The 26949-nt window shown below is 36.0% G+C and carries 29 protein-coding genes; 11 read left to right on the forward strand and 18 right to left on the reverse strand.

The genetic code is table 11. The features are described from left to right. Window positions 1-92: 92 nt before the first annotated feature. Window positions 93-1280, forward strand: a complete 1188-nt coding sequence (locus tag AC2G3J_RS10015) for a benzoate/H(+) symporter BenE family transporter (RefSeq protein ID WP_483771051.1) — start codon at window positions 93-95, stop codon at window positions 1278-1280. Between the two features lie 101 nt (window positions 1281-1381). Here AC2G3J_RS10015 and AC2G3J_RS10020 read toward each other — a convergent pair whose 3' ends face one another. Then, window positions 1382-2152 (reverse strand): alpha/beta fold hydrolase, encoded by a 771-nt coding sequence (locus AC2G3J_RS10020; protein ID WP_483771052.1) that lies wholly within the window; start codon window positions 2150-2152, stop codon window positions 1382-1384. A gap of 347 nt (window positions 2153-2499) precedes the next feature. Here AC2G3J_RS10020 and AC2G3J_RS10025 point away from each other — a divergent pair, with 347 nt between their 5' ends. Next, a complete protein-coding gene (locus AC2G3J_RS10025) occupies window positions 2500-3705 on the forward strand; it encodes an amino acid aminotransferase (RefSeq protein WP_336951245.1) in 1206 nt (401 codons plus the stop codon). Window positions 3706-4063: 358 nt separating this feature from the next. Beyond that, entirely contained in the window at window positions 4064-5632 is a 1569-nt protein-coding gene (locus AC2G3J_RS10030) for an ATP-binding cassette domain-containing protein (RefSeq protein ID WP_419820440.1), read from the forward strand. 59 nt (window positions 5633-5691) lie between these two features. On the opposite strand, the gene AC2G3J_RS10035 is transcribed toward AC2G3J_RS10030, so the two are convergent. Next, on the reverse strand, window positions 5692-6000 hold the full coding sequence (locus tag AC2G3J_RS10035) for an I78 family peptidase inhibitor (protein ID WP_336951249.1): 309 nt from the start codon (window positions 5998-6000) through the stop codon (window positions 5692-5694). Window positions 6001-6157: 157 nt separating this feature from the next. Next, window positions 6158-7267 carry an S-(hydroxymethyl)glutathione dehydrogenase/class III alcohol dehydrogenase gene (locus tag AC2G3J_RS10040; protein WP_483769926.1) on the reverse strand — a complete coding sequence of 370 codons (1110 nt, stop codon included), beginning with the start codon at window positions 7265-7267 and terminating at the stop codon, window positions 6158-6160. Between the two features lie 191 nt (window positions 7268-7458). Here AC2G3J_RS10040 and AC2G3J_RS10045 point away from each other — a divergent pair, with 191 nt between their 5' ends. Next, on the forward strand, window positions 7459-8937 hold the full coding sequence (locus AC2G3J_RS10045) for a phospholipase D family protein (RefSeq protein WP_419820441.1): 1479 nt from the start codon (window positions 7459-7461) through the stop codon (window positions 8935-8937). 48 nt (window positions 8938-8985) lie between these two features. On the opposite strand, the gene AC2G3J_RS10050 is transcribed toward AC2G3J_RS10045, so the two are convergent. Both AC2G3J_RS10050 and AC2G3J_RS10055 read right to left on the reverse strand, forming a co-directional pair. Further along, window positions 8986-9636: a class I SAM-dependent methyltransferase gene (locus AC2G3J_RS10050; protein WP_419328884.1), complete on the reverse strand. Its 651-nt coding sequence runs from the start codon at window positions 9634-9636 to the stop codon at window positions 8986-8988. A gap of 79 nt (window positions 9637-9715) precedes the next feature. Further along, window positions 9716-11113: an aminotransferase-like domain-containing protein gene (locus AC2G3J_RS10055; RefSeq protein WP_483769927.1), complete on the reverse strand. Its 1398-nt coding sequence runs from the start codon at window positions 11111-11113 to the stop codon at window positions 9716-9718. Between the two features lie 168 nt (window positions 11114-11281). On the opposite strand from AC2G3J_RS10055, the gene AC2G3J_RS10060 reads away from it, so the two are divergent. From AC2G3J_RS10060 to AC2G3J_RS10070, 3 genes are all read left to right on the forward strand, one after another. Then, a complete protein-coding gene (locus AC2G3J_RS10060; protein ID WP_419328920.1) occupies window positions 11282-12145 on the forward strand; it encodes a DMT family transporter in 864 nt (287 codons plus the stop codon). Window positions 12146-12304: 159 nt separating this feature from the next. Then, the gene (locus tag AC2G3J_RS10065) at window positions 12305-12439 is read left to right on the forward strand and encodes a hypothetical protein (RefSeq protein WP_419328882.1); all 135 of its coding nucleotides are present in this window, start codon (window positions 12305-12307) and stop codon (window positions 12437-12439) included. A 120-nt stretch (window positions 12440-12559) separates the two neighbouring features. Next, window positions 12560-12703: a hypothetical protein gene (locus AC2G3J_RS10070; protein ID WP_483769928.1), complete on the forward strand. Its 144-nt coding sequence runs from the start codon at window positions 12560-12562 to the stop codon at window positions 12701-12703. Between the two features lie 98 nt (window positions 12704-12801). On the opposite strand, the gene AC2G3J_RS10075 is transcribed toward AC2G3J_RS10070, so the two are convergent. Together AC2G3J_RS10075 and AC2G3J_RS10080 are read right to left on the reverse strand one after the other, a co-directional pair. Next, window positions 12802-13392, reverse strand: a complete 591-nt coding sequence (locus AC2G3J_RS10075) for a uracil-DNA glycosylase family protein (RefSeq protein WP_483769929.1) — start codon at window positions 13390-13392, stop codon at window positions 12802-12804. Between the two features lie 204 nt (window positions 13393-13596). After that, window positions 13597-14298, reverse strand: a complete 702-nt coding sequence (locus AC2G3J_RS10080; protein WP_419328880.1) for a hypothetical protein — start codon at window positions 14296-14298, stop codon at window positions 13597-13599. 526 nt (window positions 14299-14824) lie between these two features. Here AC2G3J_RS10080 and AC2G3J_RS10085 point away from each other — a divergent pair. Further along, complete coding sequence (locus AC2G3J_RS10085; protein ID WP_483769930.1) at window positions 14825-15184, forward strand: hypothetical protein; 360 nt, start codon at window positions 14825-14827, stop codon at window positions 15182-15184. A 128-nt stretch (window positions 15185-15312) separates the two neighbouring features. On the opposite strand, the gene AC2G3J_RS10090 is transcribed toward AC2G3J_RS10085, so the two are convergent. The 7 genes from AC2G3J_RS10090 to AC2G3J_RS10120 form a co-directional block, all read right to left on the reverse strand. Continuing rightward, window positions 15313-15627 carry a hypothetical protein gene (locus AC2G3J_RS10090; RefSeq protein WP_419820444.1) on the reverse strand — a complete coding sequence of 105 codons (315 nt, stop codon included), beginning with the start codon at window positions 15625-15627 and terminating at the stop codon, window positions 15313-15315. 88 nt (window positions 15628-15715) lie between these two features. Further along, complete coding sequence (locus AC2G3J_RS10095; RefSeq protein ID WP_096734084.1) at window positions 15716-16429, reverse strand: SGNH/GDSL hydrolase family protein; 714 nt, start codon at window positions 16427-16429, stop codon at window positions 15716-15718. Between the two features lie 117 nt (window positions 16430-16546). Then, on the reverse strand, window positions 16547-16819 hold the full coding sequence (locus AC2G3J_RS10100) for a hypothetical protein (RefSeq protein WP_336951264.1): 273 nt from the start codon (window positions 16817-16819) through the stop codon (window positions 16547-16549). 101 nt (window positions 16820-16920) lie between these two features. Beyond that, window positions 16921-17664, reverse strand: coding sequence for an SDR family oxidoreductase (locus tag AC2G3J_RS10105; RefSeq protein WP_483769931.1), 744 nt, complete (start codon window positions 17662-17664; stop codon window positions 16921-16923). A gap of 43 nt (window positions 17665-17707) precedes the next feature. Beyond that, entirely contained in the window at window positions 17708-18406 is a 699-nt protein-coding gene (locus tag AC2G3J_RS10110; RefSeq protein WP_483769932.1) for a histidine phosphatase family protein, read from the reverse strand. Further along, window positions 18403-19524: a phosphotransferase family protein gene (locus AC2G3J_RS10115; RefSeq protein WP_483769933.1), complete on the reverse strand. Its 1122-nt coding sequence runs from the start codon at window positions 19522-19524 to the stop codon at window positions 18403-18405. Before AC2G3J_RS10115 ends, AC2G3J_RS10110 begins: the two co-directional genes overlap by 4 nt. Before the next feature lie 133 nt (window positions 19525-19657). Beyond that, window positions 19658-20896: an acyl-CoA dehydrogenase family protein gene (locus AC2G3J_RS10120; protein ID WP_483769934.1), complete on the reverse strand. Its 1239-nt coding sequence runs from the start codon at window positions 20894-20896 to the stop codon at window positions 19658-19660. 106 nt (window positions 20897-21002) lie between these two features. On the opposite strand from AC2G3J_RS10120, the gene AC2G3J_RS10125 reads away from it, so the two are divergent. The 3 genes from AC2G3J_RS10125 (at window position 21003) to AC2G3J_RS10135 (ending at window position 23732) form a co-directional block, all read left to right on the forward strand. After that, window positions 21003-21920 carry a LysR family transcriptional regulator gene (locus AC2G3J_RS10125; protein WP_105712666.1) on the forward strand — a complete coding sequence of 306 codons (918 nt, stop codon included), beginning with the start codon at window positions 21003-21005 and terminating at the stop codon, window positions 21918-21920. 218 nt (window positions 21921-22138) lie between these two features. Next, a complete protein-coding gene (locus AC2G3J_RS10130) occupies window positions 22139-22480 on the forward strand; it encodes a helix-turn-helix transcriptional regulator (protein ID WP_419329127.1) in 342 nt (113 codons plus the stop codon). A gap of 13 nt (window positions 22481-22493) precedes the next feature. Then, on the forward strand, window positions 22494-23732 hold the full coding sequence (locus tag AC2G3J_RS10135) for a type II toxin-antitoxin system HipA family toxin (protein ID WP_483769935.1): 1239 nt from the start codon (window positions 22494-22496) through the stop codon (window positions 23730-23732). A gap of 327 nt (window positions 23733-24059) precedes the next feature. Here AC2G3J_RS10135 and AC2G3J_RS10140 read toward each other — a convergent pair whose 3' ends face one another. The 4 genes from AC2G3J_RS10140 to AC2G3J_RS10155 form a co-directional block, all read right to left on the reverse strand. Continuing rightward, window positions 24060-24167, reverse strand: a complete 108-nt coding sequence (locus tag AC2G3J_RS10140) for a hypothetical protein (protein ID WP_004720571.1) — start codon at window positions 24165-24167, stop codon at window positions 24060-24062. 107 nt (window positions 24168-24274) lie between these two features. After that, window positions 24275-25279 carry a cytochrome d ubiquinol oxidase subunit II gene (gene cydB, locus AC2G3J_RS10145; protein WP_483769936.1) on the reverse strand — a complete coding sequence of 335 codons (1005 nt, stop codon included), beginning with the start codon at window positions 25277-25279 and terminating at the stop codon, window positions 24275-24277. Then, window positions 25279-26715: a cytochrome ubiquinol oxidase subunit I gene (locus AC2G3J_RS10150; protein WP_419329125.1), complete on the reverse strand. Its 1437-nt coding sequence runs from the start codon at window positions 26713-26715 to the stop codon at window positions 25279-25281. Before AC2G3J_RS10150 ends, cydB begins: the two co-directional genes overlap by 1 nt. Beyond that, on the reverse strand, window positions 26706-26924 hold the full coding sequence (locus AC2G3J_RS10155) for a hypothetical protein (protein WP_483769937.1): 219 nt from the start codon (window positions 26922-26924) through the stop codon (window positions 26706-26708). The genes AC2G3J_RS10150 and AC2G3J_RS10155 overlap by 10 nt, the downstream gene beginning before the upstream one ends. Window positions 26925-26949: the final 25 nt, after the last annotated feature.

Below are 26949 nucleotides of genomic sequence, written 5' to 3' on the forward strand. Positions count from 1 at the left end.
TACCTTAAAAAATATTTAAAGTGTATCTTATAGCAATACCACATTAAAAATACACTCTACTACTTCTTTTTAAAATCTTAGGGGTAGAGTTTATGTCTTTTCAGCATCATTCTAATGATTTTCTTCCCCCCATTATGGCAGGTTTAATTTCGGTCATCGTTAATTATGGTGGTACCTTTATTTTAATCTTCCAAGCTGCGCAGATGGCTGGTCTTAGCCCTGAACTCACTGCCTCATGGGTATGGTCTATTTCTATTGGGGTTGGTATCACAGGAATATTATTAAGTTGGTATACCCGCGAACCCATTATCACTGCATGGTCTACGCCTGCCGCTGCATTTTTAATTACGACGCTTGTAACTGTGCCATATTCCGAAGCAATTGGTGCATATTTACTTTCTGCACTGGGATTTGTGATCTTGGGAATTACGGGCTATTTTGAAAAATTGATTCGTCTAATTCCAGCGGGTATTGCATCTGGTCTCTTGGCAGGTATTTTATTGCAATTTGGGATTGCAGCCTTTACCAATATGACAATTGATCCTTTTTTGGCGATTTCATTATTTTTGATTTACCTCATCACCAAGCGTTTTTCTGCAAGATTTTCCATTATTAGTGTCTTGATTTTTGGCTTTATTTTCTTACTTTTACAATCACGGATTGATTTCTCTGGATTTGAACTAAAATTAGCCTCGCCTATTTTTTCCACACCAACTTTTTCTATAAACTCGATACTGAGTGTTGCCTTACCTTTATTTTTAATTACCTTAACAGGACAATATATGCCAGGTTTACTGGTTCTTAAAAATGATGGTTTTCACACCAATGCTAAACCGATTCTTATCGTGACAGGCTTAGGTTCGTTCCTCATGGCTCCATTTGGTTCACATGCGTTTAATCTTGCTGCAATCACTGCTGCAATTTGCACTGGAAAGGAATCCCACGAAGATCCTTCAAAACGCTGGATTTCAGGGATTGCCGCAGGTGTGTTTTATATTTTTGTTGGAATTTTTGGTGTAACGTTAGCAGCTGTCTTTGCAGCGTTTCCAGTCGCTTTTATAAGTACTTTAGCAGGACTTGCATTATTAGGTACAATTGCTGGAAGTCTTGCAAATGCGATGAGTGATATCGTTTGCCGAGAAGCCTCACTTATTACCTTTCTCTCAACGACAGCCAACATCACTTTGTTTGGTGTTGGGGGTGCATTTTGGGGTTTGGTTTTAGGTCTAATTTCATATCTTGTACTCAATGGAAAATTCAAAACCAAGACACTTTCTTGACCCTACAGGACTAAAGAACTGATAGTGTTCATAAAATAATCATTTATAAACAGCATATTACCTTTAAATATGCTGTTTTAATTTATTCAGAGCCTAAAACCTCATTTTATAAACCCAGAGATCATTTGATTGACTACAGCCGGTTTTTCAGCATGTAACCAATGCCCGACTTGTTCAATGACTTTAACTTGGCTATGACTAAACTGGGTTTCGATTGCAGAAAAATGTTCAACTTTTGAGATATAGGGTGAGTTTCCACCTTTAATAAACAATGCTGGAATAGGATTCACCTGCTGATTTTCCCAACTTAAAATATCGGCATAATGATTAAATAAAGCTTGGACATTAAACAGCCATTTTCCCTTACTGAATGATTTTAATAAAAATTGAATCACCATTTCTTCTTTTAAATACTGACGCATAATCTCTGTTGCTTCTTTACGAGATTCAATTTGTGCATTTTCAACCGCAAATAAGGCTTTAAAAATTTGATCATGGTGATTTTCTTGATATGCAAAAGGTGTCATATCCAAGACAATCATTTTTTGCATACGATCTTGCGCTAAATCTGCAAGTTTCATTGCAATTTTTCCACCCATAGAATGTCCAATCGCGATAAATTTTTCAATATTTAAATGATCAAGTGTTTGCAAAACATCCTGAGCCATCAATTGATAATTCATTTCATCTGAATGTGCAGAATGACCATGATTTCGAATATCAATTTGCAATAAGTTGAATTTGCCTTGAAATTCACGTGCAATAATGCCCAAATTACTTAAACTTCCAAATAACCCGTGAATCAATACCAGTGTGGCTTTTTGAGTTCCATGGCTATCTTGAGCTTGATCGTATTGATAATTCAGTAACATTAAAAACCATCCAGAATTTAAATATTGCGTTTGCGCTATGATGACAAGAAGCGAAATGTAGAACAATAGTTTTATCATTCATTAACAATACTGCGACTTAAAAACAATCAATATCTTAACTATCTCTCTTCCAATACCGCACTTGATACATTGTTTAAGTTTTATCTTATTTATCCTCTATTTTGTAGTGAATACACATTTGGCTATAAATATAGACAAATGTGCGGTGGCCTTAATTTAAAGTTGAATAAATAATAAAAAATAAACCTCAATCTACTGTTGAGTCGGGGTTTGAATTACCTATATTATCAGACTTGATTTTTTCGATTGATTTAGGACTTTAGACCATGTTTCAACATGTAGATCCTTATGCAGGTGATCCAATTCTTTCTCTAATGGAAGCCTTTGGTAAGGATGAACGGACACACAAAGTAAATTTAAGTATTGGTCTTTATTATAATGAGGACACAATTGTTCCTCAGTTAGACGCTGTAAAAGCGGCTTTGAAAAATATTGAACCAAGCAATGACAAGGTAAAGCTTTATTTACCGATGGATGGTTCAAAGTCATATAACGAAGCAACCCAGAAATTGGTTTTAGGTGCAGATAGCCAAGCACGTAAAGATGGCCGTGCAGTGACCATTCAGACCCTAGGTGGTTCTGGTGCACTTAAAGTTGGTGCAGATTTTCTAAAAAAATACTTTCCTGAATCTGATGTTTGGGTGAGCCAACCGACGTGGGAAAACCATATTGCGATTTTTAATGGTGCGGGAATCAATTCACATTTCTACCGCTATTTTGATGCAGCAACCAATGGTGTCAATATTGAAGGCATGTTAGAGGATTTACAGCAAATCCCTGCAAAAGGCATTGTTCTCCTTCACCCTTGTTGCCATAACCCAACAGGCGCAGATTTAACACCTGCTGAATGGGATCGTGTGATTGAAGTACTGAAAGCACGTGATTTAATTCCATTCCTCGATATTGCTTACCAAGGTTTTGGTCAAGGCTTAGAAGAAGATGCTTATGCAATTCGTACTTTAGATAAGTCGGGATTGAATTTCATTGTTAGCAATTCTTTCTCTAAAATTTTCTCACTATATGGTGAGCGTGTTGGTGGTTTAAGCTTTATTTGTGATGACCAAGCAACTGCACAAAAAGTTTTAGGTCAGCTTAAAGCAACTGTACGCCGTATCTACTCAAGCCCACCTACAACGGGTGCCTTAGTGGTTGATAATGTATTGAATGATGCAACATTAACTGAAAAATGGCATGCAGAACTTAAAGAAATGCGTGAGCGTATCATCCAAATGCGCGAACTATTAAAGGCAAAATTAACTGCTGCTTTACCTGGTCGTAATTTTGATTACCTTACAGAACAACAAGGCATGTTTAGCTATACTGGTTTAACTGCTGAACAAGTGGATATATTGAAAGATCAATATGCCATTTATTTGCTACGTAGCGGCCGTATGTGTGCAGCGGGCTTAAATTTAAAAAATATTGATTATGTGGCAACATCTGTTGTAGAAGTGATTAAAGCAACTGCTTAAATAAATTGATAAGCGTTGATTGGTTCAATCCACTGCCACTTAGCTCCCTTTCATAAGGGAGTTAAGTTTTTGAGATAATTCTTTTTTAAATGAGCATTTTAAAAGCTTAACATTGACATACAGATTTATTTTTATACAATAAGTATTCTTATCCCCTTTCTTAAAAGAGCAACGCCAATGAAGTAAGTCATTTTCTCATCATTATTTATTTAATTTTTGATGTGCAAAATAGATTCTACTCAAGGCTACACTTATCTTTTGGTTCTGATACTTTCTTTACGATAAATTAAATAATCTACTGTTATTTAAAGCTTTTATTACATACTATTTTGTGCATCCTCTATATGAGGATCATTTAATGCAACAAGCATGTATCATTTCAAATTTGAGTTTGGCATTTCCCACTCAAACAATGTTTACTCAACTGAATTTTGTGCTTTTTCCAGGGCAAACTTCTGCTGTGATTGGCCGTAATGGTTTGGGAAAATCATTACTTTTTAAATTATTACACTTACAACAGCATTCAGATTTAGCCTATTCAGGTCAAATTGCGTGGCATATCCAACATGATTATTTAGCACAATTACAACGATTAAATGCCAAAACCATAGCTGAAGCTTTAGATATTACTCATCTACACAATGCTTTTGAGCGTATTGAAAATAGTAGTGCCAGTTTTGAAGATTATGATTTGGTTGAAAACTGTTGGGATTTACCACAAAAATGGCAACAAATTTTAAGCAATGCACAACTGCCGCTTGATTTAAATTTTCCTGTTAAATCCTTAAGTGAAGGTCAAAAAACTAAGCTGGCTTTGTGTCGCTTATTTCTAAAACAAGATCATTATCTACTTTTAGATGAGCCAAGTAATCATTTAGATGCCATGGCAAGAAAATGGCTAATTGAATCGATTCAGTCACATAAAGCGGGGGTTTGTATTATTAGTCATGATCTTCAATTGCTAAATCAAGTTCAGCATATTTATGCTTTAACCGCAAATGGTTTACAGCATGTTAAGGGCAATTATGCAGATTATTTTAAACAGCACCAACAACAAGTCCATGCATTAACTCAGTCTATTCAACAAGAAAAACGTGAATTTAAACAGTTAAAGCAACAACAGAACGAGAGTTTAATGAAAGCACAAAAACGTCAACGTAAAGGTGCTCAATTGCGTGACTCGAACTCTCAAGCCAAGATTCTTCTGGATTTTAAAAAAGAGCAAGCTGGGCAAAGTTTTGGGAAATTACGTGCACAGCAAATTCGCCAAGCTGATGAAACACAAAGCAATTTACAGGAGAAACAAACAGCTTTAGAAAAAATTAAACCACAACGATTTCACTTTCAATTTCAATCATTTAAGCAAGGTGAAATATTAAGAATTCACGATTTACAATTGCCTTATGCTACAACACAGAAAATAAATTTGTCACTCCAAGCCGGTGAAAAAATCCAGCTTAAAGGTGCGAATGGCGTGGGTAAATCCACCCTATTAAAAATAATTGATCAATCACAATGTACTGAAATTTTCTTTATAGGACAAAGCTTATATTTGGATCAAAATTTTAGTTTGCTCAATGATGATCTTTCTGTGATCGAGAATTTAGCTGAATTTAATCCAGATCTGCCAGAGGTTGAATGGCGAAATTTATTAGGTCAACTGCGGATCCGCCGTGAAAAAGCACTCTTAAAATTGGGCCAACTCAGTGGCGGTGAAAAACTCAAAGTTGCATTACTGGGAATAAGTCACAATCATCAAAATATAGATTTATTGCTATTGGATGAACCTGAAAATCACTTAGACATCGAGTCACGAGAATTACTTGCACAAGCCATTCAGCAATTTAAAGGTGCTGTCATTCTGGTTTCTCATGATGATTGTTTTGTTGTTCAAAGTGGAATAGATGAGAAATATTTACTGAGTTAAATGGTAATGATTGAATAAATCAGTATTTATTCAATCATTTAATACTTAAATTTGTGTCATTAACCACAAGCCGCTTGGGTAATTTTTTTGGTCGCAGGATCTACTGTTACCGTCACACGTTCAATACGATAATCCATGGTTACACCTTGATTTGGCGCAACTTTACGTACGATTGATGCTTGTGTAAGCTGCTTAATTTTCGCTTCAGACATATCATTTTGTCCAATCAACTGAGTCGCACGTTCAGCAACACATGTGGTTTGAGTGTTTTGCGCTGTTTGATCTTCCGTTGAATTGGTTTGAAGCGAAGAGCATGCTGATACAGTTAAAGCCATGATACCAAGACCTAAAATTGCAACATTTTTCATAAGACGACCTATTTTGATTTTTTGCTTTAAAGCCATAACATAACAAAAAAAGATAAGCTTAGAAAATTAATATATAAAACTCATACATTTATCATGCAAATAAAAACCAGTGATTCATGATTTATCACTGGTTTTTGGTAGTTCTAAATATTTAAGCTTAAAAATTAATCACCGTACGGATTGATTTACCTTCATGCATTAAATCAAATGCTTCATTAATTTTATCTAAGCCCATTGTATGGGTAACAAATGGTGCAAGTTGAATATCACCTTTCATCGCATCTTCAACCATACCCGGCAATTGTGTACGGCCTTTTACCCCACCAAATGCAGTTCCTTTCCATGTACGACCAGTCACAAGCTGGAACGGACGGGTTGAAATTTCTTGACCTGCACCTGCTACACCAATGATGACTGATTGTCCCCAACCACGATGAGCACATTCAAGCGCTGAACGCATCACATTGACATTACCGATACATTCAAATGAATGGTCTACACCCCAGCCTGTCATTTCAACAATCACTTCTTGAACAGGTTTGTCATAGTCTTTTGGATTGACAAAATCAGTCGCACCAAACTCTTCTGCCAATTTAAATTTTTCCGGATTGGTATCAACAACAATGATACGGCCTGCTTTCGCTTGGCGCGCACCTTGTACAACAGCCAAACCAATACCACCTAAACCAAATACAGCAACTGAATCGCCTTCTTGTACTTTTGCCGTGTTATGGACTGCACCAATCCCTGTCGTTACACCACAACCCAGTAAACAAACATGTTCAGGATTTGCTTCTGGGTTAATTTTAGCCAATGAAACTTCAGCAACAACCGTATATTCACTAAAAGTTGAACAACCCATATAGTGATAAATCGGTTCACCATTATAAGAAAAACGTGTCGTTCCATCAGGCATAACCCCTTTACCTTGTGTAGCACGAACGGCTGTACATAGGTTAGTTTTGCCTGATTTACAGAATAAGCATTCACCACATTCTGCCGTATATAGAGGAATCACATGATCCCCCGGTTTCACTGAAGTTACACCTTCACCAACTTCAACAACAATACCAGCCCCTTCATGGCCTAAAATTGCTGGAAATACACTTTCTGGATCATCACCTGATAAAGTAAATGCATCTGTATGACAAACCCCTGTATGGGTAATTTTAACAAGGACTTCGCCTTTTTGTGGAGGAGCAACATCAATTTCCACAATTTCTAAAGGTTTTCCTGGACCAAATGCAACAGCAGCACGTGATTTCATAGCTAAATATCCTAATAGGTTTGTGTTTTAACAGTTGGACTACAGTAACCTTTTTCTATTTACAGATTCAACCATTAACTTAATGATATGATTTAGTAAAATTTAAAGTACTCATTGAAAGAATGAATCATTCAAAGACTTCACTTGCCTTGGTTATTTTGGCTTTTTCAATCACTGGATGCAGTTTACCTATGAATCAACCAGAACAAGAACAACAAGTTAAAGTATATGCAGATCATTGGATCAATGAGCCTCAAGCAAAAAAAATGCTTACTCAAGGGCTAACTGCATATTTAGCCATGAATGATGCTTTCCAAAGTATCGCGTCACGTATCCATCTGATTCGAAAAGCCAAATATACTCTTGATTTACAATATTATATTTGGGCGGATGATTTTATTGGCAATTTAATGCTACACGAGTTGTTAAAAGCTGCTGATCGCGGTGTAAAAGTCCGACTATTGATTGATGATCAAAATGGAACAAAAATAGATCGACAATTAAGTGCATTGCTGACACATCCAAACATTTCGATCAAATTATACAATCCTTATAAATTTCGGCACTTTCGTGTAATGGATTATATTTTTAGAATGAACAGAATAAACCATCGAATGCACAATAAATTAATTATTGCTGATGGCGCAATTGCTGTAACAGGCGGACGAAATATTAGCAGTGAATATTTTGATGCTAGTGAATCTTTCCAATTTACCGATATGGATATTTTATTTTTTGGTAAAGCGGTTAATCGTGCAAATGAAGTTTTTACCGACTTTTGGAATTTTCAACTCACCTATCCCATTGATCAATTTATTCATAAAGGTTCTGAACAAGATTTATTAACTTTACGAAAAAGCTTTGAACGACTTGAACAAGCTGAACATACAGCAGATGAAAAGGTAAATCTTGAGCAGAAAGAACTTGCCAATGAGCTTAATCAAAATAAAATCAATTGGGCTTATGCCGATTTTTTAGCAGATTCTCCAAAGAAAAGTTTAGGACAAGCGCGCGGCAATGAATTAATTTCACATCAAATTCACCAGCATTTGGGTGATCCTGAACAAGAAATGGATTTGATTGCTGCTTATTTCGTTCCTACAAAAAATGGAACGAATTTTATTAACCAATTCCCTAAACAAAATGTCAAAGTGAGAATTCTAACCAACTCTTTTATGGCAAATGATGTTGCGCTTGTCCATGCGTTTTATCAAAAGTATCGAGTTGACCTGCTTAAAGGCGGAGCTAAGCTTTATGAATTTAAACCTTATATAGAACGTAACCGCCGTACTTGGTATGAGGTCCTCACAGGAAATATCATTCCAAAAAAAGGCAAAAATAAATCGAGTTTGCATGCAAAATTTATCAATATTGATGACAGAGTCTTTATTGGTTCATTTAACCTAGATCCAAGATCATTCAATATCAATACTGAAGTTGGACTGATCGTTCAGTCAGATCCTTTACAAGAACAAATTTCAAATCTATTGGATCAAACCCTATTGAGGGTTGCTTATGAGTTAAAACTTAATTCACAAGGTGAGCTAATCTGGTTAGATCATCGTGTTGATGGTAATGTGATCGAATATAAAGTTGATCCTGAAACTACGCGATTCCAACGATTTATTATGTACAGTGTGTCATATTTACCACTTGAATGGATGATGTAAGTTTAGTGTAATGACAAATAGCATACTAATTCGCTAAAAACATCATTATTATAAATAACATTCGAATAAACAGAGGCCTTTGATCTCTTTAACCAATTCTATGTCAGTAAAGCCCGCATATTTTAAGCTTTGGAAATGTTCATGTTTCGACATAAATAAGTCACTATCGCTCATCGCGTCCGACGCAAAAACATGGTCACAGACCAAGTACATCGCATCACTTTTTAATAGCGTTTTCACTTGTTGATGAAATTGATTTGCATAGCTTTTATGGCGTAACTCATGTAAAGCTTGATGAATAATGATTGCATCATACTGTCCAAGCTGATCACGCCAATCTTCATTTTTAAAATCAGCAATCAGATATTGCGCCCGGTCTAGCTCAGAAGAAAGTAGCTTACTTTTGGAAAGCTCGTTCATTGCATCAGAGAAATCTAGCGCCGTATATTTAATCTCAAGGCAATGACTGAGTAAATGTTTTGCTAGAAAACCAGGACCTGAACCTATTTCTAAAATATTGAACTGTACGTTTTGATCAGTTTGATGCTGTTTCTCTCTGGCTGCTTTTTGAATTAAATTCACATAATAATCAAAAAAATCATAACGCCAAGGTCGTTTTTCATTGGCATCATTTGCCCATTGCAAAGCATCTTGCGGGTTTTTCAAATCAATTGGACTCGGTACATCCTGAACACTCATTATAATTATTCCACTGAAATCAATATAAATTTGCTTACTATTTACCCATATTTTAAAGCAATAGGGAAAAGGATTTTCGCTAACTTTGTAAGTTATTTATTTTTAACTGCTGAATAGAAATTGCTAAGATATCAAAAACTTTTTTATCTACACATTGTGCAACATTAAAGCGCATAAACTGTCCTGCATTTTCAGCTTGGCTAAATGAATTACCTGGTGCTAGAATTACGCCCTGTTTGAGACATAACTTTGATAATTCTGCAGCTTGTATACCATCTGGTAATTTGCACCATAAAAAAATCCCCGCTGTTGGAACAATCCACGGTTTTATACCGAGTTGCCCCAACTTTTGCATCATTTCATTGCTGACTTTCAGCAAATGTTTCTTTAACCAATCTAAATGTTTAGGATAACTGCTGTCCATTAAAGCCTGATAAATAATTTCTGAATTTAAGTGACTATTGCTAAAGTTGGTCGCAATTCTTAAATCGATCAATTGATCAATCAGCTCAGATTCTGCAATGATATAACCGCAACGAATCGCTGCTGAAAGAGTTTTGGTAAAACTGCCAATTTGAATGACATGCTTAAAACCTGCTAATGAAGCATAACGTGGTGCTGGTGTATATTCAAAATCAGCAAAAATTTCATCTTCAATAATCAATAAATCAGTTTTCTCAACCAGCTTGGAAATTTGATAAACCGTTTGTAGCGAAATCGTGGCCCCTGTTGGATTATGGATCCCTGAATTGGTTAAATAGATTTTTGGCTTTAAATTCAGTGCTTGTTCAAATTTTTCTACGTCTGGTCCCAGTTCTGTAAACGGAATTGGAACGGCTTTTAAATGATGTGCCTTAATCAAGGCGCGGAAATTAAAATAGCACGGATCATCGATCAAAATCACATCGCCGGCTCTAAGTAAATGTCTGAAAATTAAATCAATGGATTGCGTTGCTGAGTCAGTAATAAGAATTTGATTCAGTTTAAATTTTAAATCATACAATTCTTTTTTTCTGGCAATAAATTTACGCAACTCCAAATGTCCATGCGGTGTTGCATAATCAGTGAGCATGCTGATTTCAGACTTGGCAGCTTGTTTTAACGCTTTACGGATCGATTGTTCAGGCATCCAAGTGGTGGGTAACCAACCACAACCCGGTTTTAGCACATCAATCTTCGCCTCTAACGACTGCCTTGAAATCCACAATGGATCTATTTCACGTTGATACTGTATTTCAGTGTCAATCATTTGCATTGGTTCTGCTTTACCTAACACATAATAACCAGAACCAAGACGAGATTCTAAAACACCTTCCGCAACTAATCTGGCATAGGCTTCAACGATCGTGGAAACAGAACAGTTTGTTTGTATAGCAAACTGACGAACTGAAGGTAAGCGTGAACCTGCAATTAAACTTTTATTGGAAATTTGATTTTTAATCATCAGCACTGTTTGCTCAATTTTAGTTTTTGCCATTTATAAACCATATATTTAAAAAATAAGAAATACGAGAAAATTTGTTAGATTGAATAGAATTGTACTGGTAAAAATAGCATAACAGTTCTTTAAAATTGTACTGCAGTGTACATATATATTTCCAGTAAATAGCGCTTAAATAATCATAAATTTACTGAGTAATTGATGATGGATAAAACAAATATTGGCTGGCTGAATGGTTTTATTGGTGTAGCAATTTTTGCTGGCTCTTTGCCAGCAACACGTATAGCTGTCATGGGATTTAGTCCAGAATTTTTAACCACAGCTCGAGCAGCCATTGCAGGAAGTATTGCTTTAATCTGCCTGTTTATTTTACAGCAATCAAAACCCTCTTTTGTCCAATTTAAATCATTGGTTATTGTCGCTTTAGGTGTGGTGATTGGTTTTCCATTATTTACGGCCTTAGCTTTACAAACAGTTTCTTCTGCACATGCCATTGTCTTTGTTGGTCTATTGCCTTTATCGACTGCAATTTTTGCAGTTTTACGCGGGGGGGAAAAACCTGCTACACAATTTTGGTTATTTGCTTTAATTGGCAGTGCGATTGTGGTTGGATTCATGTTTTATGAAAACCGTAATTTAAGTTTTAGTGTGGGTGATCTCTACATGCTTGCATCAATTGTCGTTTGTGGACTGGGTTATGCCGAAGGTGGAAAGCTTTCAAGAGAATTGGGTGGATGGCAAGTGATTTGTTGGGCTTTAGTAGTTGCATTACCCTTGATGCTCATCTCAAGTCTATATTACTTACCTACAACCTTTGCAAATATCCATTGGCCAGAAACCATTGGTTTAATCTATGTGTCACTGTTTAGTATGTTGATTGGTTTTATTTTTTGGTACAAAGGCTTAGCGTTGGGCGGAATTGCCAAAGTTGGACAAATTCAATTAGTACAACCATTTATTGGTTTAATGCTTTCAGCGGTTCTATTGGGTGAACACGTAAGTTTTGCGATGATTGTTGTTTGTTTTGCAGTTGTGATCTGTGTTACGTTGGCAAAACGATTTGCATAGAAAATGATAAGGTTTAAGCATTTATTAACTATATGTGTATATCGATTTAATTAAATATAAGGGAATAAATGCCTAAGCTTGAACAAAAACAGTCAGTTACTAATATGGTTTATTTTGCTAATTTTATTCAAAATGTGGACGCTTTAAGAAGGAAAAAACATGCTGGATTACCAGCTTTACCAAAAAATAATAAAAACCACTTCAACTGTTCAACCTGCCTCAATGCATGGTTCGATTACAACTGTCGATCAATTGGGGCAACTCAATATAACGACTATACGAGCCATATTCTGAAAAAATTCAAACTGAATTATTTTTCGATACTTATAGTGAATCATTTAAAGAAAACATTTCTAACCATAGCAAAGCGTAATTATAAACTGTGAATAGCAATCGTTTTTTTGGTTAAAATCTATGATTCTAGGTAAATTTTCAGATTTCCCTGTTGTTCGTTTAATTATCGAAATTGGTGAACTAGATATCGCCACTGCTGAAGAATTAGCAATGATTGAACAGCGTATCAAACCACTCTCATGGACTAAAGGGAGCCAATTTTGATTTGGTCTAGTTTTACCCATGTTCGAGATTTTAACGTAACTGGTTTTAAATGGGTTCAATACCCAACCATGATGCCAAATTATGAGTTTTAAACTTACTTAAAGTAAGCCTATTTCTTTAAATAAGTTCTTATATGCCTCTGCCTTCTTATCCAGTGCTAATGGATACGCTCTTGATGAAGAAGGCATCCGATATAAACATATCTCTCGTTCAGCAAATATAGCTTGTGAGGATTGCCCTATCTGTGGCTTTTCAGTTTCTTCAGGCATAGATAACATCAGGGTATCTGTTGCCTTATCTCCAGTGGTCATGATGCTGTTACATTCAGGAATTTGCGCTAAAAGCTGTGATAGGTCTGTGGGGGTTTTAATCTGTAGGAATTTATCTGAGGCATTCCCTTTTAAGCGAATAACTTGATACGCCGTATCAAAAATTGCGATACCTTTTTCGATTAAGAATTCGCGAATGCGTTGTTCTTTAAAATTTTTATTGGGTAAATCTAAAAAGTGGTCTTTATTTTCAAAGAAAATAAGCCCAAAAATCCGCCACATATCATTTTGATAATTCGGATAATAAAAATCCATCTTCCATCTGTTTTGAGGCGGTGGAAAGCTACCAAGCATCAACAGCTTAGCATTTGAAGGAAGAAATGGTTTAAGTGGGTGGGTTTCTATTTCGATATCAGTCATTTATAAATAAGAAATAATCTAAGAATTATACTGTTATCTTAACATTTTTACTTGCTAAGCATGGGTAGTTGTTTATAATTTTATATTAAAGATTTTAAATCGTAAATTTATCCATTTTCTTTTAATTAACCAACTTAATCGATTGTTGTGCTTATTCAATAAAACCACCCGCAGGTGGTTTAAATACAACTTACACAATAAAAATCAGTAGCCATTCGCGCTTAACTTAACTCTAAAAGGCTCTGTTTGATTTCTCATCATTTCCTTCATCTCAGCTGTGATCTCAACACCCATCTCTTCAAGCATTAACAAACCAAATTCTGAAGTGCTCTCTGCAAAATTTTTGTTATCTATTAACATTTGAGCAAGCTTTACATTTTTAGGAAAATCAGGGAAAAACTCATTAAAGTCTTTTTTATCTTCAATTCCAAAATAGATAAATCTTCTCCATTCATTAGTTTGAATATCGCGTATAAAAATTATGTCAGCTTCAGTCTGCATACTTTTTTTGAATAGTTCATCTTGTGATTGTATAGGCACAACACAAACTTCGCCTACACTTGAAATATAATTTAATTTTGGTTTTAAAAATGTAGAATCTATATTTTTATAAGATCCATCTTTGGCTAAATCTTGCTGTAATTGAATGTCTTTTCTGTACTCAGCATCGCTGATCCATTCGCCTGAAGAAAAAGTCTGTCCTTGATGCTTAGGTTTAAGTTTTCGATCATATTCAATCTGGTCATAATAACTGATCACATCATCAAGTGAACCATTTTTTAGTATTTCTATTTCCTTGTCCCCTTGCTTATTAAAAATTTCATAGCTTTTTTCACACTGTAAGTTCTCTGCAAAGGAGAAACTTGATGCTAAGGTTGTTAAAGCAATAATGAATAATTTTTTCATGAAATACCCTCTTAATATTTTGGGGATAAGATACTCAGGTTGAGATCAGAAATAAACCTTACAAAAAATTTATTTAACACAACACATTAGCTGATTTTTTCAACTTGACCACTAAGCTATTATTTTTAAATAAATTTTAACAACATTCCGACAAAACTATTTTGCATCAAATCTCTTTATGAAGGGTCAATTCTTTATTGCTGCTGTGATTACTGATTTTAAAAAATTACTAGAAATTTCATATATAACAGAGCTTTAATCAATATTCTTAGCGCTAATAAAAGTCGTTGCGTCAATTCCACCCCATATAAAAAATACAAAACGTGGCGATGTGCTGTTTTTAATCGGAAATTTCAAATAAAATCATTAAATATCTTGAATTTGTAACAATTTCAAGATATGGTAATAAAAATCATTGCATATCTCGGTAATATATTTGATAGTTAAGGTTCTTTAAGATTTATCTAAATATTAACTGATTTTATACAACCGAAAACTTTTTCTTAACATTAAAAATCAATTCGTTATGAACATTAAACTTTTTACAGCATTATTCTTGATCATTGCCCTGTCTGCTTGCAATAAAGAGCCTAAGCAGCATACAACTGCGCAAACAGATCGACCAACCCTCACTGCACAATTTGAACAATCAGATGAAATGATTAGTAAATATCTTGATCAACTTGATGATCCAAATACAACATTGGATGATAAGACCAGAATCGTATGTCAAGATTATCCTAAAGAATACAAATCGAATTACATGCCAAATTTACTTAAATTAAATCCAGAGAACTATACTGAAGCTAAATTACTTTCAGACTTAGATATTGCTTTAAACTATTACAAAGAAAAAGAAAATATTCAGTGTAAAGATACAAAATAGTGATGGTCATTTATCAAGTTTTAGCGCTTACAATTTTTTAAAAAATTTAGATTAAATGTTTGTTTTATATAAATAGTTTAAGTGTTTGGTATCTAATAAAAAATAGGGAGCTTAAAAGCTCCCTATTTTTAGTTCTTTTCACGGTAGTATTGATGTTTTCTTTTTGAATGATGTTTCCAGTTTTTTCCACCATAGCAAAAAAAAGGTGGATGTTCATTCGTCCAAGAGCACATTAATGCCCTACCACGTCTGCGTCTTAGTTTAAGAGGATAGGATTTATACTCAATCTCGTGCAAGAAAAAACTACTTTTTTCTTGTTTAACACTGTAGTGGCGATACCAAATATCTTGGCGATTTGGAAAAATTTCATCATCATAATCGCCAGTTAAACCTTTTTTAACAACGCTTACATATTGTTGTTTAAGGTGTTTAAGCTTATCCATATTTCTCTCATTAGATAGTTAAAACCTAATAGAGAGTTTTCGCGTAATAATTCATATTTTATGTTCTTTTTGAATTTGATTAATTTTATCACATGAATTTGCTAAAAATACACTGTGAAATTTGTTTTGCCCAAATTTGATAAATTTCCTGACTCGGATGAAAACCATCACGTGCCATTTGTAAATTTAAAGTTTTAAAATGGGCTAAATCAAAACGAATCAATTGATAATTGATTTTATTTTCGATGAATTGGGCTAACTTCTGATTCATTGCACTCGAATACTGTCCAAACAGCCATCCCAGTGGATTTGGTAATGCTGGAAACAGATTCATTGGGGGAACACCCGTGACTAAAATCATCTTTGGTAAAAACTTAGCTTCAATTTCTGTATAAAGCCCCCTTTGTTGCTGAATCCATTTTTGTGGTGAAATAAGTTTTGTGACATCGTTTACTCCAACCGATGTAATCACAACATCAAACTGCTGATTGTCTAATTGCTTGGTTCTTTGCAAAATTTCTAAGGTGCTATCCCCTGTTTTTGCTTCTAATTGATAAGTGACTTCAAAATTAGAGGTTAATTCATCGAGTAAACACCCCAATAAGGCTTCACGTTGATCTTCAACCCCCACACCTGCGGCAGCAGAGTCACCCAAAATTAAAATAGATAGTGCTTTTCCTTGTCCTATAACACCTTTTCGCAATCCTTGAGGTTCAGCTAATCGGGGTGTATTTTTCTTGACGCGATAACCTTGAAGGATTAATGCGGGAACGAGAACAATGGTAGAAATTTTTAAAAGCATATTTGAATACCAATCCAACAAAGCTATCTCAAAATCAGTCAGAGTCGAATATAGCTTGTCGCAATATTAAAATCATAAAGTTCAATGTCGATTTTACTTAATTGTATGGTCAAGTCGCTATTGGGCTAAATCAACAAAATTTAAGGCAAAAGCAAATATGAATGTACCAATAAATTCAAAAACTAAAACCGCATACTTTCTGCTTTTGCTCATCAAATAGGCATTATAGGTCCCGATTAAAATAATACCAAGATACATTAACTTTTGAATATCATCGATTTGCATCAGGCATTGTTGAATTTCACAGTGCTTTTCAAAAAAGAAGAGATACAAGATACGCGCAAGAAAAACTAAAAAGCTGGTTAGGAAAAAACCCACTACGATAAACATGTTAAAATTCTCATTATTTTTTATCCAGTTAGATTTTAAAGCTTTATCTATGCATTGCAATAAAAAAGACCCTTACTGGGTCTTTTAAAACTAAATAAAGCTCAACCGAGTTTATTCACAATTTTTAATGGCAATATTTTCATGGCTAGTCCTATCGGTAACCAAGGCCATTGTGGTACATAAGCTTTAACAGGTTGTTTTTCAATTGCTTTAACCAATAAATAAGAACCTGTTTCAACATCGACCTCAAATGGCAGTTTTTTTGCCCCTTCATTAATTTCAGTACGAATATAACCAGGGAAAATCGTAGAAACTTTAATTTTCGTGTCAATTAACTCAGCACGTATCCCCTCCGCTAAAGCAGCTACACCCGCTTTACTTGCGCCATACGCGGTCAAGTGTTTAGGCATACCACGAAGTGCACTCATAGAAGAAATCACAACCAGATGACCAAACTTTTGCTCACGGAATATTTCAACAGCAGCTTCACACTGTGCCAATGCAGAAATAAAATTGGTTTCTACAGTTGCACGGTTAATCTCAAATTTACCATTGCCAATACGACGACCATCACCAACACCTGCATTGACGATAATACGATCAAGCTTACCAAAGTCCTGCTTAAATGCTCGAAAGACTTGAAAAACTTGCTCATAGTTAGTCACATCTAAAGTTTTGGCAATCACTTTGATACCATATTTAGACTCCAACTCTTGTTTTAAGCTTTCTAAACGCTCTAAACGACGCGCACAGACGGCTAAGTTATAACCTTTTTGCGCAAATTCTCGTGCCATTCCTGCACCGATTCCAGAACTTGCGCCTGTGATTAAAATTGTTTTTACCATGACAAATTCCTTAAACTGTTTTTATATTTCTTAAAGTGCGACTTTAAATCCACGTCAATAGTTGCGGATCTTCAGCCTTAATAAAATGATGTTCATTCAAGCTCAATAATTGCGGTTCATTTCCCACCAGTCGTAATGTGGTTAAACTGGTATTGGCAATTGCCCAATTCAATGCAAAGGTTTTATTGGCGCTTAACTCCAAGAGTTTTCCTGCAACAACTGAAATAACACCGCCAGAAGTAAATACAATTGCATAGCGAGGGTTGGTTTTTACCAGCTCATCACATAAATTCTGTAAGGCCGTTTCTACACGGTTTTTAAAATCTGGCCAAGATTCGTCATACTCATGGTGATATTCACCACCAGTCCAACGGTCAATTGCCCCTTCAAAAATTTTTGCCAAATAGGCACGTGGACTTTTTTCTTTGGCAACATCCTGTTTAAGTAGATGCGGTTGATTAAAACGCGGATCATATTGAGCAAAAACTTGTTGATGGTTAAATTCATTCCAATGATGGTCCGTCACAATTTGAGCATCAGAAAAACTTTCAGCCAAAGCAAAACTTGCTGTTTGCTGATGGCGTAACATTGAACCTGCAACCACACAAGGCTCTTCTTTCAAAATTTTATCGAGATATTGCCCCAATAGTTTGGCTTGTAACTCGCCATTGGGTGAAAGCTTGTCATAACTCTCTGCACCAAATGATGCTTGTCCATGACGAACGAGGTAGATTGTGGTCATTTTCCTAAAATTTCCTTAAATTTTTCAAGATATTTCCGTGCAACTTCATTGGCTTCAATTTTTTGTAAACCGATGAGCTTTAAGGCACGAATATGTAAGGCATGAATCACAATCCAAAAATCTTTAAAAGCAGGATTATCTGTTTGTTTATGATAGTAACGATAATAAATTTGCTGTGCGATTACAGCTAAACGGAAAATACCAAATACTTCGTAGAATGCCCAATTATCGGGTTTTAATCCGGTTTTTTCTAAATAATATTCAACCACTTCTTTACGGGTAAGCATCCCTTTTAAATGTGTAGGCTGGCGACGGGTTGATTTAAAAATTTGATTGTCTGTATCTTCCACCCAATAGGCCAAAGCAGAACCTAAATCCATGAGAGGATCACCAATGGTTGCCATTTCCCAATCCAATACACCAATCACTTGGGTTGGGTTTTTAGGGTCAAGAATGACATTATCAAAACGCCAATCATTGTGAATCAAACACGTGTTTGAGTCAGCAGGAATATTTTCATTAAGCCATTTACGTACAAATTTAAAACTCGGCACATTGATGGTGTGCGCCTTTTCATAACGTGCATCCCAACCTTCAACCTGACGACGGCAATACCCATCACCTTTTCCAAGTTTTTCTAGTTCGGTGCCTTGATATGGAACTTGATGTAATTCAATCAGCTTGTCCAAGACATTAATACACAATTCATGCACTTGCTGTTGAGTAAAATTCAGTTCAGGGGGCAGTTTGGCACGTGGAATAATCCCTTCAATGCGTTTCATCACATAGAAGTCACAACCGATTACGGATTCATCCTGACACAGCGCGACCATTTCAGGAAGAACTGGGTAGTATGGTGCAAGCCATTTTTGTACATGATATTCACGCGCCATATCATGTGCAGATTTCGCCTTTGTCCCTTTGGGTGGACGACGTAAAATTAAATCAGCATTGTCATATTTTAAACGATAGGTCCAGTTTGAAGCTCCGCCAGAATATTGAGTTACTTCTACATTGCCTGAAATTTCAGATCCATTTTCAATGAGCCAATTTCCGACAGCACGAATGTCCAGCTCCTCTCCTTCACGTATACTTCCACCAATATCAATGACTGACATATTATTTCCCTGAATCTTATGTTTTAAACCATACATCTATAAAGAATGATACTTTTAACTAAAAACTTCATTTGCTCACTACTTTATATATAACACCTCTAACATAAAGCAGTTATTTTTTATCAGCAAATTGTTATTTTTTACGCGAGCCATAACCTCGTTTTTTTAATTCTAATTTTGCAATCATCCCTTTATGCACTTCATCTGGGCCATCCGCTAAACGTAAACTGCGGGCTTGAGCAAAGAATCCTGTTAAAGGTGTATCTCGTGATACGCCCATGCCACCATGAATTTGAATGGCCATATCAACTACTTTTTCAAGAACTGAAGGTGCAACAACTTTAATGGCTGAAATCTCGGTAAGCGCAGCCATAGTCCCTTGAGTATCCATTTTATAAGCCGCATACAGGGTTAACAGTCGTGCTTGATCAATCGCAACACGAGCATCTGCCACACGTTCTAAATTTCCACCTAATTTAAGCACTTCTTTACCAAAAGCAGTTCGACTCATTCCTCGATCAATCATTAATTCTAATGCTTTTTCAGCAGCACCAATGCATCGCATACAATGATGAATACGACCCGGACCTAGACGCCCTTGTGCAATTTCAAACCCTTGTCCAGCACCACCAATAAAATTACTTACAGGTACACGAACTTGATTAAAACTAATTTCGCCGTGCCCATGTGGCGCATCATAATCACCAAACACGGGTAACATACGTTCAATGGTCACACCTTGAATATCCACAGGCACTAAAACCATGGAATGTTGATGATGACGATCTTTGCTTTCATCAGGTGTATGCGCCATAAAGATAATAATTTTCGCATTTGGATCTCCCAAACCTGAAGACCACCATTTACGACCATTCAATACAATTTCATCACCATCTACCACTGCAGTTGCCTGCATATTGGTTGCGTCCGATGAAGCAACTGCTGGTTCAGTCATACAAAATACTGAACGGATTTTTCCTTCTAATAACGGCTTAAGCCATTGTTGTTTTTGTTGATCTGAACCATAACGCCATAGCACTTCCATATTGCCACTATCTGGAGCATTACAATTAAATACTGTGGGTGCGATTAAACTACGGCCTGACAGTTCTGCAATATGGGCATATTCCTGTACAGATAAACCTGCACCCCATACTGGATCTGGTAGAAACATGTTCCAAAGTCCAGCAGCTTTTGCTTTATTTTTCAGGACTTCAAGTTGTGCTGGCCATTGCCATTTTGTCCAATCACCACCTTGATTAAGATGATGGACTTCATTCCAAAAATCAGCTTCTACAGGTTCAATTTCATTTTTAATAAAGGCTTTGGTACGTTCTACAAATTCTTGCGCACGTGCTGAAAGTTCAAACATGCTTATCTTCCTGTAAATATATGGATAAATATTTGAATAGTGTCTCTTTACTTTACCTTAGCTGAAAACCTATTATGAACCAAATGATTTAATTCAATACCTCACTATGAATATGATTCATAATAAAACCAATCTTGATATGTCGATTTTCAATCATATTGATATTAATTTATACCCACTTTTTATCACCATTTATGAGCAAAGAAATATTTCAAAAGCGGCAAAGATTTTATGCATTACTCAGTCTGCTGCGAGTCATGCTTTACAAAGACTTAGGCAGCATTTGCAAGATGATTTATTTGTTCGCGCTGGGAGTAAAATGCTGCCGACACCTTTTGCTGAACAGATTTATCCATCTGTACAAAATGCTTTATTTGCTTTTCAAAATATCTCCAAACAAAAACAACAGTTTGATCCCAGTTCAGTACAAACCTTACGCATTGCAATACATGATGAAATTGAACCGATTATTTTTCCCAAATTGATTCACCATTTCCAAAAATTGAATTTAACCATTCAGTTTCTAAGTACCAAGCTTGACCGCAAGAATGTAATTGCTGATTTAGCTGCTCAACAAGTCGATTTTGTCATTGATCTAGAACAAAATTATGGTGATAAAATTAATTATCAAAATTTGGTTCAAGATCATTTTGTGATTTGTTCTCAGCATACAAATATCAATTCTGAACTGTATTTTGCATCACCTCATATCGGTGTTTCTTCACGCCGTACTGGTTTGCTTTTAGAGGACATATATTTAAATCAAGCGCAATTTCGTCGTCAGATTTTTATGCGTTGTCAGCATTATTCAACTGCCCTGCAAGTTTTAGCACAATACCCTGATGCGATGTTAACCATCCCAAAGCAGATACTGGCACATTTACAAGTTGATCAAAGTATCAATATTTTTGAGCATCCTATTGATCTACCTGTATTAAATATGGGAATTTATTGGCACGGTGCGCTAAATGAAAATTCTAGGCATATTTATTTAAGAGAAGAAATTTCTAAAATTTTTGCTTAGGCTATTTTATAAACGATTGGATTTAGCATGCGGTTAAGCCGCACACGTACGATCATCCCTATTTCTAATGATTTTCTTCATTCTAGTAGGTGAAATTAAGCCACTTATCTATTCCATTCGACATTTCATACATTGAATTCAAATTATAAAAATAAGACATAAAATCCACCTTAACCATGATAATATACATTTTATGTCATGTTTTGGATGATGTTGCTATGAGAACTTCGGCGCATAATTTTATGCTTGATGGTGTGGAAGACATGTTGACTCAAATTGGGACGAATATCAAAAAAGCCCGACTTCGACGTAATATGACCATTCATGATTTGGCCAATCGCATTCATGTAGATAACCGAACAATCTCACGTATGGAAAAAGGTGATCCAAGTATCAGCCTAAAAAATGTGATTTCAGTTTTAGTAATCTTTGGCCTTGAACATACCCTAGGCTCACTTGCGAATCCTGAGTTGGATGAAGTTGGCTTAGCACTCGAAAATCGTAATAGTTCAGTACGTGCAAGATTAAAAAAACAGTCTGTGATTAGTGATGATTTCTGATAGGTAAATGAACATGGATGAAGTTAAAGGATGTTATGTTTTCATAGATACAGGCTCCCAGCCAACAATTGCTGCGCACTTTTCTTATGAAAAGCCGATTTATCGCTTTCTTTATGGTCAATCATACTTACAACGTGTAGATGCCTTCCCTTTAGATCCACTTAATCTAAGCTTTCAGTCTGATAACAAACCATATGAAACTATTTCTAAAGATGGTTTTGGTGTACTTGCAGATGCAACACCAGACAATTGGGGTAAACGCTTAACCAATGCCTTACACCGTAGAACACCATTAAATCAATTGGAATGGTTACTCGCTTCACAAGGAAATTCAGTCGGCTGTATTGTTGGAAGCTTGTCTAAATCGCATATAAAAAACAATTCAAATATCATCCAATATGCAGAATTAGAAACCTTCATACAAATTACTGAACTTATCGAAAAAAAACGAGATCCGTTTGAGATGAAACTTGAGCAACTCGAATTAAATAAGCTGTTATATAACGGGGCTTCAATGGGCGGAGCCAGACCCAAAACCCTTGTGATGTATAAAAATAAAGAATGGATTGCTAAATTTAATAAAAGTGATGATTTGTTTGATACCTGTAAAGTTGAATATGCTTCGCTGAATATGGCACGAGACATGGGGCTCAATACATGTAATGCCGAACTAACAGAATGTGCGGGCCGCCCTATTCTCTTAGTTGAACGCTTTGATCGAAACTGCCCTGAACGTAAAAAACACTATATAAGTGCCAATAGTTTGCTCAATATTCAGAAAATTCGTATAGGAGATCCTAAAATGTCCTATATGAGTATTGCCAAAGTCTGTAGTCAGATTTGTTTTGACGCTATCAGCAATCAAAAAGAACTCTATAAGCGTATGGTGCTGAATGTCATGATTAGCAATACTGACGATCATTTAAAAAATCATGGTTTTTTAATGTATGACATGAAAAAGCAACATTATGCTTTAAGCCCGCTTTTTGATGTTTTACCTCATGGTATGCCAAGCTCATTTCCAAATGAACATGCTCTGGTTTTAGGCAATGATGGACGGTTTGGAAGCTATGACAATCTTATCAGTCGTAGCAATGCCTTTGGACTAAACCTGGATCAAGCTAGAGATTGTATTAAGGATGTCCGTGATGTTCTCGAAAATAGACAAAAATACCTTTTAGATGCAGGTCTTAAACCCACAGAAATTCGTCAATTAGAACCCTATTTCTATCTAGATATCCTCAAAAACTAAAGTTCAACAATGCCAGCCATTTATACTATGCATCATGAAAATCATTGGCTAGGGTGTGCCGGAGTTTAGTCATCAATCTTTGCCAGAAAATAATCCAAACATGACATAAAATCCAGTTTAAATTAGATAAAGTACTTTTTATGTCATTATAAAAGATAATATCAGATTGCATTCCTATAATTGTGCTTAGGCTATTTTATTATTTTACGATTATTGTCACTGTTGCCTTTACTGCGGTTTATATTTTTATTTCAGTCTATTATCTCAATAGTTAATGAAAAACAAAAAATGAGGAACATAGTTCCTCATTTTTTATTCAGTAAAACCTTAGTAGGCTAATTGAATTAACATTCTAAAAAAACCAGCAATAAGCGCCAATGTTAGAAATCCACCTAGCCATAACACGACAAACCATTGCGTTTGAGATAGTTTCATACTTGCTTACCTCATTTAAACCTTTAAATTTTTACCATGTTGCATGTTTAATCTTGCTTAGGCTATTTTTCACTCAAGCCAAAAGACTAAACATGCTACGTTTAACCTTAGTGATACCCTTCATCACCAATTCGAACTTTGTCTCGAAACACCCAATACGAAAGCCCGGTATAGATCAAAATAATTGGAATTAAAATCAATGCACCAATTAAAGCAAACAATTGACTGCTCTGTGGCGCGGCAGCTTCCCAGATAGTCACTGATGGCGGAATCACATAAGGCCACAAACTGATGATAAACCCAGTATAAGCAAGGAAAACCAAAGCCAAGGTATAAAGGAATGGACTCAGTTCATAACGCTTTTTACATGCGCGAAGTACTAGGAAAGTAAACAGCACCACCAATATTGGTACAGGACTAAAATACATCAATTGTGGTTGGCTAAACCAGCGTGCTGCAATTTCAGGATGTGCCATCGGGGTATAAATACTGACTGCGCCAAAGATGACAAACAAAGCAACGATTAATTTAGGCATCAACTGATACATACGATCTTGTAAATCAAGTTCAGTTTTAAAAATTAACCATCCACAACCGAGTGCTGCGTAAAGTACAACAACACCAATACCTGTAAACACAGTAAACGGCGATAACCAGTCTAAACCACCACCTGCATACATATGGTTTTCAACTTTGATCCCTTGGATATATGCGCCAAGAATCATCCCTTGGAAAAAGCTGGCAAGAATTGATCCACCAATAAATGCTTTGTCCCATAAATGCTTGGTTCGATTGGCTTTAAAACGAAACTCAAAAGCCACACCACGGAAAATTAAAGCAATCACCATAAGAATAACTGGCATATATAACGCGGATAATACAGTCGCATAGACCATTGGAAATGCCGCATATAACGCTGCACCACCGAGTACCATCCAGGTTTCATTACCATCCCAAACAGGTGCAACAGTGTTCATCATCACATCACGTTCGTGTTGATCTGTAACAAAGGGAAATAAAATCCCAATACCTAAATCAAAACCATCTAGTACTACATAGATGAATACACCAATGGCGATAATGACAATCCAAATCAGAGATAAATCAATCATTATTTACGCTCCTGTTCATTGGAATCAACGCTATCTTCAACACTCGTCAATGGGCGTTTAGAGGCCAAAATAACCGCTTCTTCACTATGCGCTACACTTTCTGGTGTGGCGTAGATAAATTGTGGACCTTTGTGCATCAATTTCAACATATAGTAAATGCCGATGCCAAATACGATGCAATACACCACAACGAAAATAATTAAAGTGAGGCCGACTTGTTCCGCAGAAACAGGAGATAAAGCATCTTTGGTTCGCATCACTCCATATACCACCCACGGTTGACGACCAACCTCTGTGGTAAACCAACCTGCAAGCAAGGCAATAAATCCTGATGGTCCCATAGCAAAAGCAAAACGATGTAACCATTTATTTTCATAAAGCTTGCCACCTTTGCGTAGAAACAATGCCATCAAGGCGAGGAGAATCATCAACATGCCCATTCCAACCATGATTCTAAAACTCCAGAACACCACGGTAGAATTAGGACGATCTTCAGGGGCAAACTCTTTTAAGCCTTTTACCTCACCATCCAGCGTATGGGTCATGATTAAGCTACCAAGATTTGGAATACCAATAGCATATTTGGTTTCTTCTGCTTGCATATCTGGAATACCAAACAGATATAGCGGCATGCCCTCACCTTTGTTGGTTTCCCAATGCCCTTCAATCGCTGCAAGTTTAGCAGGCTGATGTTTTAAGGTATTTAAACCGTGATTATCGCCGATGAGAACCTGTAATGGTGCAAGGACCAGAATCATCCACAATGCCATTGAGAACGATTTTTTGATTAGCGCGTCACGGCGTCCTTTCAATAAATGCCACGCAGCAGTTGCAGCCACCAGCAAGGCTGAAACAAGGAATGCTGCAGCAGCCATATGGGCTAAACGATAAGGAAATGAGGGGTTAAACACAATTGCAAACCAATCTTGCGGTACGATAATTCCATTTTCGATGCTAAAGCCTTGTGGTGTTTGCATCCAACTGTTTGAAGATAAAATCCAGAACATTGAAATACAAGTACCAATTGCCACCATAGCAGTTGCAAAGAAATGCGCTCGAGGACCTACCCGCCCCCAACCAAACAGCATAATGCCCAGGAAACCAGCTTCTAAGAAAAATGCACTCAATACCTCATAAGCCAATAATGGGCCTGTCACAGAGCCTGCAACACGTGAAAATTCACTCCAGTTTGTTCCAAACTGATAACTCATCACCACACCAGAAACCACGCCCATACCAAAAGCGACAGCAAAAATTTTCACCCAAAATTTAAATAAATCTTGGTAAACAGGGTTTTGAGTTTTTAGCCAGCGCCATTCAAGCACAGCTAAAAAGCTTGCAAGTCCGATAGAAATTGAAGGAAAAATAATATGAAAAGAAACAGTAAAAGCAAACTGAATACGTGCCAATTCTAAAGCAGTTAATCCTAGATCCATGACATCACCTTATTCATTGGTAAAGTTGGTAAAGTTGGTAAAGATTGAATTTTGAATACATTGATAAACATTTTTTGTTTTACAAACTCAGCATACGCCTGAACATTCAGTATAATCTGTTGTTTTCTTTTTGCTGTATTTTTAAACAATGCTAAAAATAGCATGCAAAGGCTGCTTTCCTGTAAATCGAGGAAATTTTGAAAAATCATGATCATTCTCTACACAATAAATTCG

The organism is Acinetobacter legionensis (genome assembly GCF_057165765.1).

Excerpts from the sequence above, each read along its gene's own strand:
- AC2G3J_RS10015 (WP_483771051.1), top strand. The coding sequence starts at position 93 with ATGTCTTTTCAGCATCATTCTAATGATTTTCTTCCCCCCATTATGGCA.
- AC2G3J_RS10020 (WP_483771052.1), bottom strand. The coding sequence starts at position 2,152 with ATGTTACTGAATTATCAATACGATCAAGCTCAAGATAGCCATGGAACT.
- AC2G3J_RS10025 (WP_336951245.1), top strand. The coding sequence starts at position 2,500 with ATGTTTCAACATGTAGATCCTTATGCAGGTGATCCAATTCTTTCTCTA.
- AC2G3J_RS10030 (WP_419820440.1), top strand. The coding sequence starts at position 4,064 with ATGCAACAAGCATGTATCATTTCAAATTTGAGTTTGGCATTTCCCACT.
- AC2G3J_RS10035 (WP_336951249.1), bottom strand. The coding sequence starts at position 6,000 with ATGAAAAATGTTGCAATTTTAGGTCTTGGTATCATGGCTTTAACTGTA.
- AC2G3J_RS10040 (WP_483769926.1), bottom strand. The coding sequence starts at position 7,267 with ATGAAATCACGTGCTGCTGTTGCATTTGGTCCAGGAAAACCTTTAGAA.
- AC2G3J_RS10045 (WP_419820441.1), top strand. The coding sequence starts at position 7,459 with ATGAATCAACCAGAACAAGAACAACAAGTTAAAGTATATGCAGATCAT.
- AC2G3J_RS10050 (WP_419328884.1), bottom strand. The coding sequence starts at position 9,636 with ATGAGTGTTCAGGATGTACCGAGTCCAATTGATTTGAAAAACCCGCAA.
- AC2G3J_RS10055 (WP_483769927.1), bottom strand. The coding sequence starts at position 11,113 with ATGGCAAAAACTAAAATTGAGCAAACAGTGCTGATGATTAAAAATCAA.
- AC2G3J_RS10060 (WP_419328920.1), top strand. The coding sequence starts at position 11,282 with ATGGATAAAACAAATATTGGCTGGCTGAATGGTTTTATTGGTGTAGCA.
- AC2G3J_RS10065 (WP_419328882.1), top strand. The coding sequence starts at position 12,305 with ATGCTGGATTACCAGCTTTACCAAAAAATAATAAAAACCACTTCAACT.
- AC2G3J_RS10070 (WP_483769928.1), top strand. The coding sequence starts at position 12,560 with ATGATTCTAGGTAAATTTTCAGATTTCCCTGTTGTTCGTTTAATTATC.
- AC2G3J_RS10075 (WP_483769929.1), bottom strand. The coding sequence starts at position 13,392 with ATGACTGATATCGAAATAGAAACCCACCCACTTAAACCATTTCTTCCT.
- AC2G3J_RS10080 (WP_419328880.1), bottom strand. The coding sequence starts at position 14,298 with ATGAAAAAATTATTCATTATTGCTTTAACAACCTTAGCATCAAGTTTC.
- AC2G3J_RS10085 (WP_483769930.1), top strand. The coding sequence starts at position 14,825 with ATGAACATTAAACTTTTTACAGCATTATTCTTGATCATTGCCCTGTCT.
- AC2G3J_RS10090 (WP_419820444.1), bottom strand. The coding sequence starts at position 15,627 with ATGGATAAGCTTAAACACCTTAAACAACAATATGTAAGCGTTGTTAAA.
- AC2G3J_RS10095 (WP_096734084.1), bottom strand. The coding sequence starts at position 16,429 with ATGCTTTTAAAAATTTCTACCATTGTTCTCGTTCCCGCATTAATCCTT.
- AC2G3J_RS10100 (WP_336951264.1), bottom strand. The coding sequence starts at position 16,819 with ATGTTTATCGTAGTGGGTTTTTTCCTAACCAGCTTTTTAGTTTTTCTT.
- AC2G3J_RS10105 (WP_483769931.1), bottom strand. The coding sequence starts at position 17,664 with ATGGTAAAAACAATTTTAATCACAGGCGCAAGTTCTGGAATCGGTGCA.
- AC2G3J_RS10110 (WP_483769932.1), bottom strand. The coding sequence starts at position 18,406 with ATGACCACAATCTACCTCGTTCGTCATGGACAAGCATCATTTGGTGCA.
- AC2G3J_RS10115 (WP_483769933.1), bottom strand. The coding sequence starts at position 19,524 with ATGTCAGTCATTGATATTGGTGGAAGTATACGTGAAGGAGAGGAGCTG.
- AC2G3J_RS10120 (WP_483769934.1), bottom strand. The coding sequence starts at position 20,896 with ATGTTTGAACTTTCAGCACGTGCGCAAGAATTTGTAGAACGTACCAAA.
- AC2G3J_RS10125 (WP_105712666.1), top strand. The coding sequence starts at position 21,003 with ATGAATATGATTCATAATAAAACCAATCTTGATATGTCGATTTTCAAT.
- AC2G3J_RS10130 (WP_419329127.1), top strand. The coding sequence starts at position 22,139 with ATGAGAACTTCGGCGCATAATTTTATGCTTGATGGTGTGGAAGACATG.
- AC2G3J_RS10135 (WP_483769935.1), top strand. The coding sequence starts at position 22,494 with ATGGATGAAGTTAAAGGATGTTATGTTTTCATAGATACAGGCTCCCAG.
- AC2G3J_RS10140 (WP_004720571.1), bottom strand. The coding sequence starts at position 24,167 with ATGAAACTATCTCAAACGCAATGGTTTGTCGTGTTATGGCTAGGTGGA.
- cydB (WP_483769936.1), bottom strand. The coding sequence starts at position 25,279 with ATGATTGATTTATCTCTGATTTGGATTGTCATTATCGCCATTGGTGTA.
- AC2G3J_RS10150 (WP_419329125.1), bottom strand. The coding sequence starts at position 26,715 with ATGGATCTAGGATTAACTGCTTTAGAATTGGCACGTATTCAGTTTGCT.
- AC2G3J_RS10155 (WP_483769937.1), bottom strand. The coding sequence starts at position 26,924 with ATGATTTTTCAAAATTTCCTCGATTTACAGGAAAGCAGCCTTTGCATG.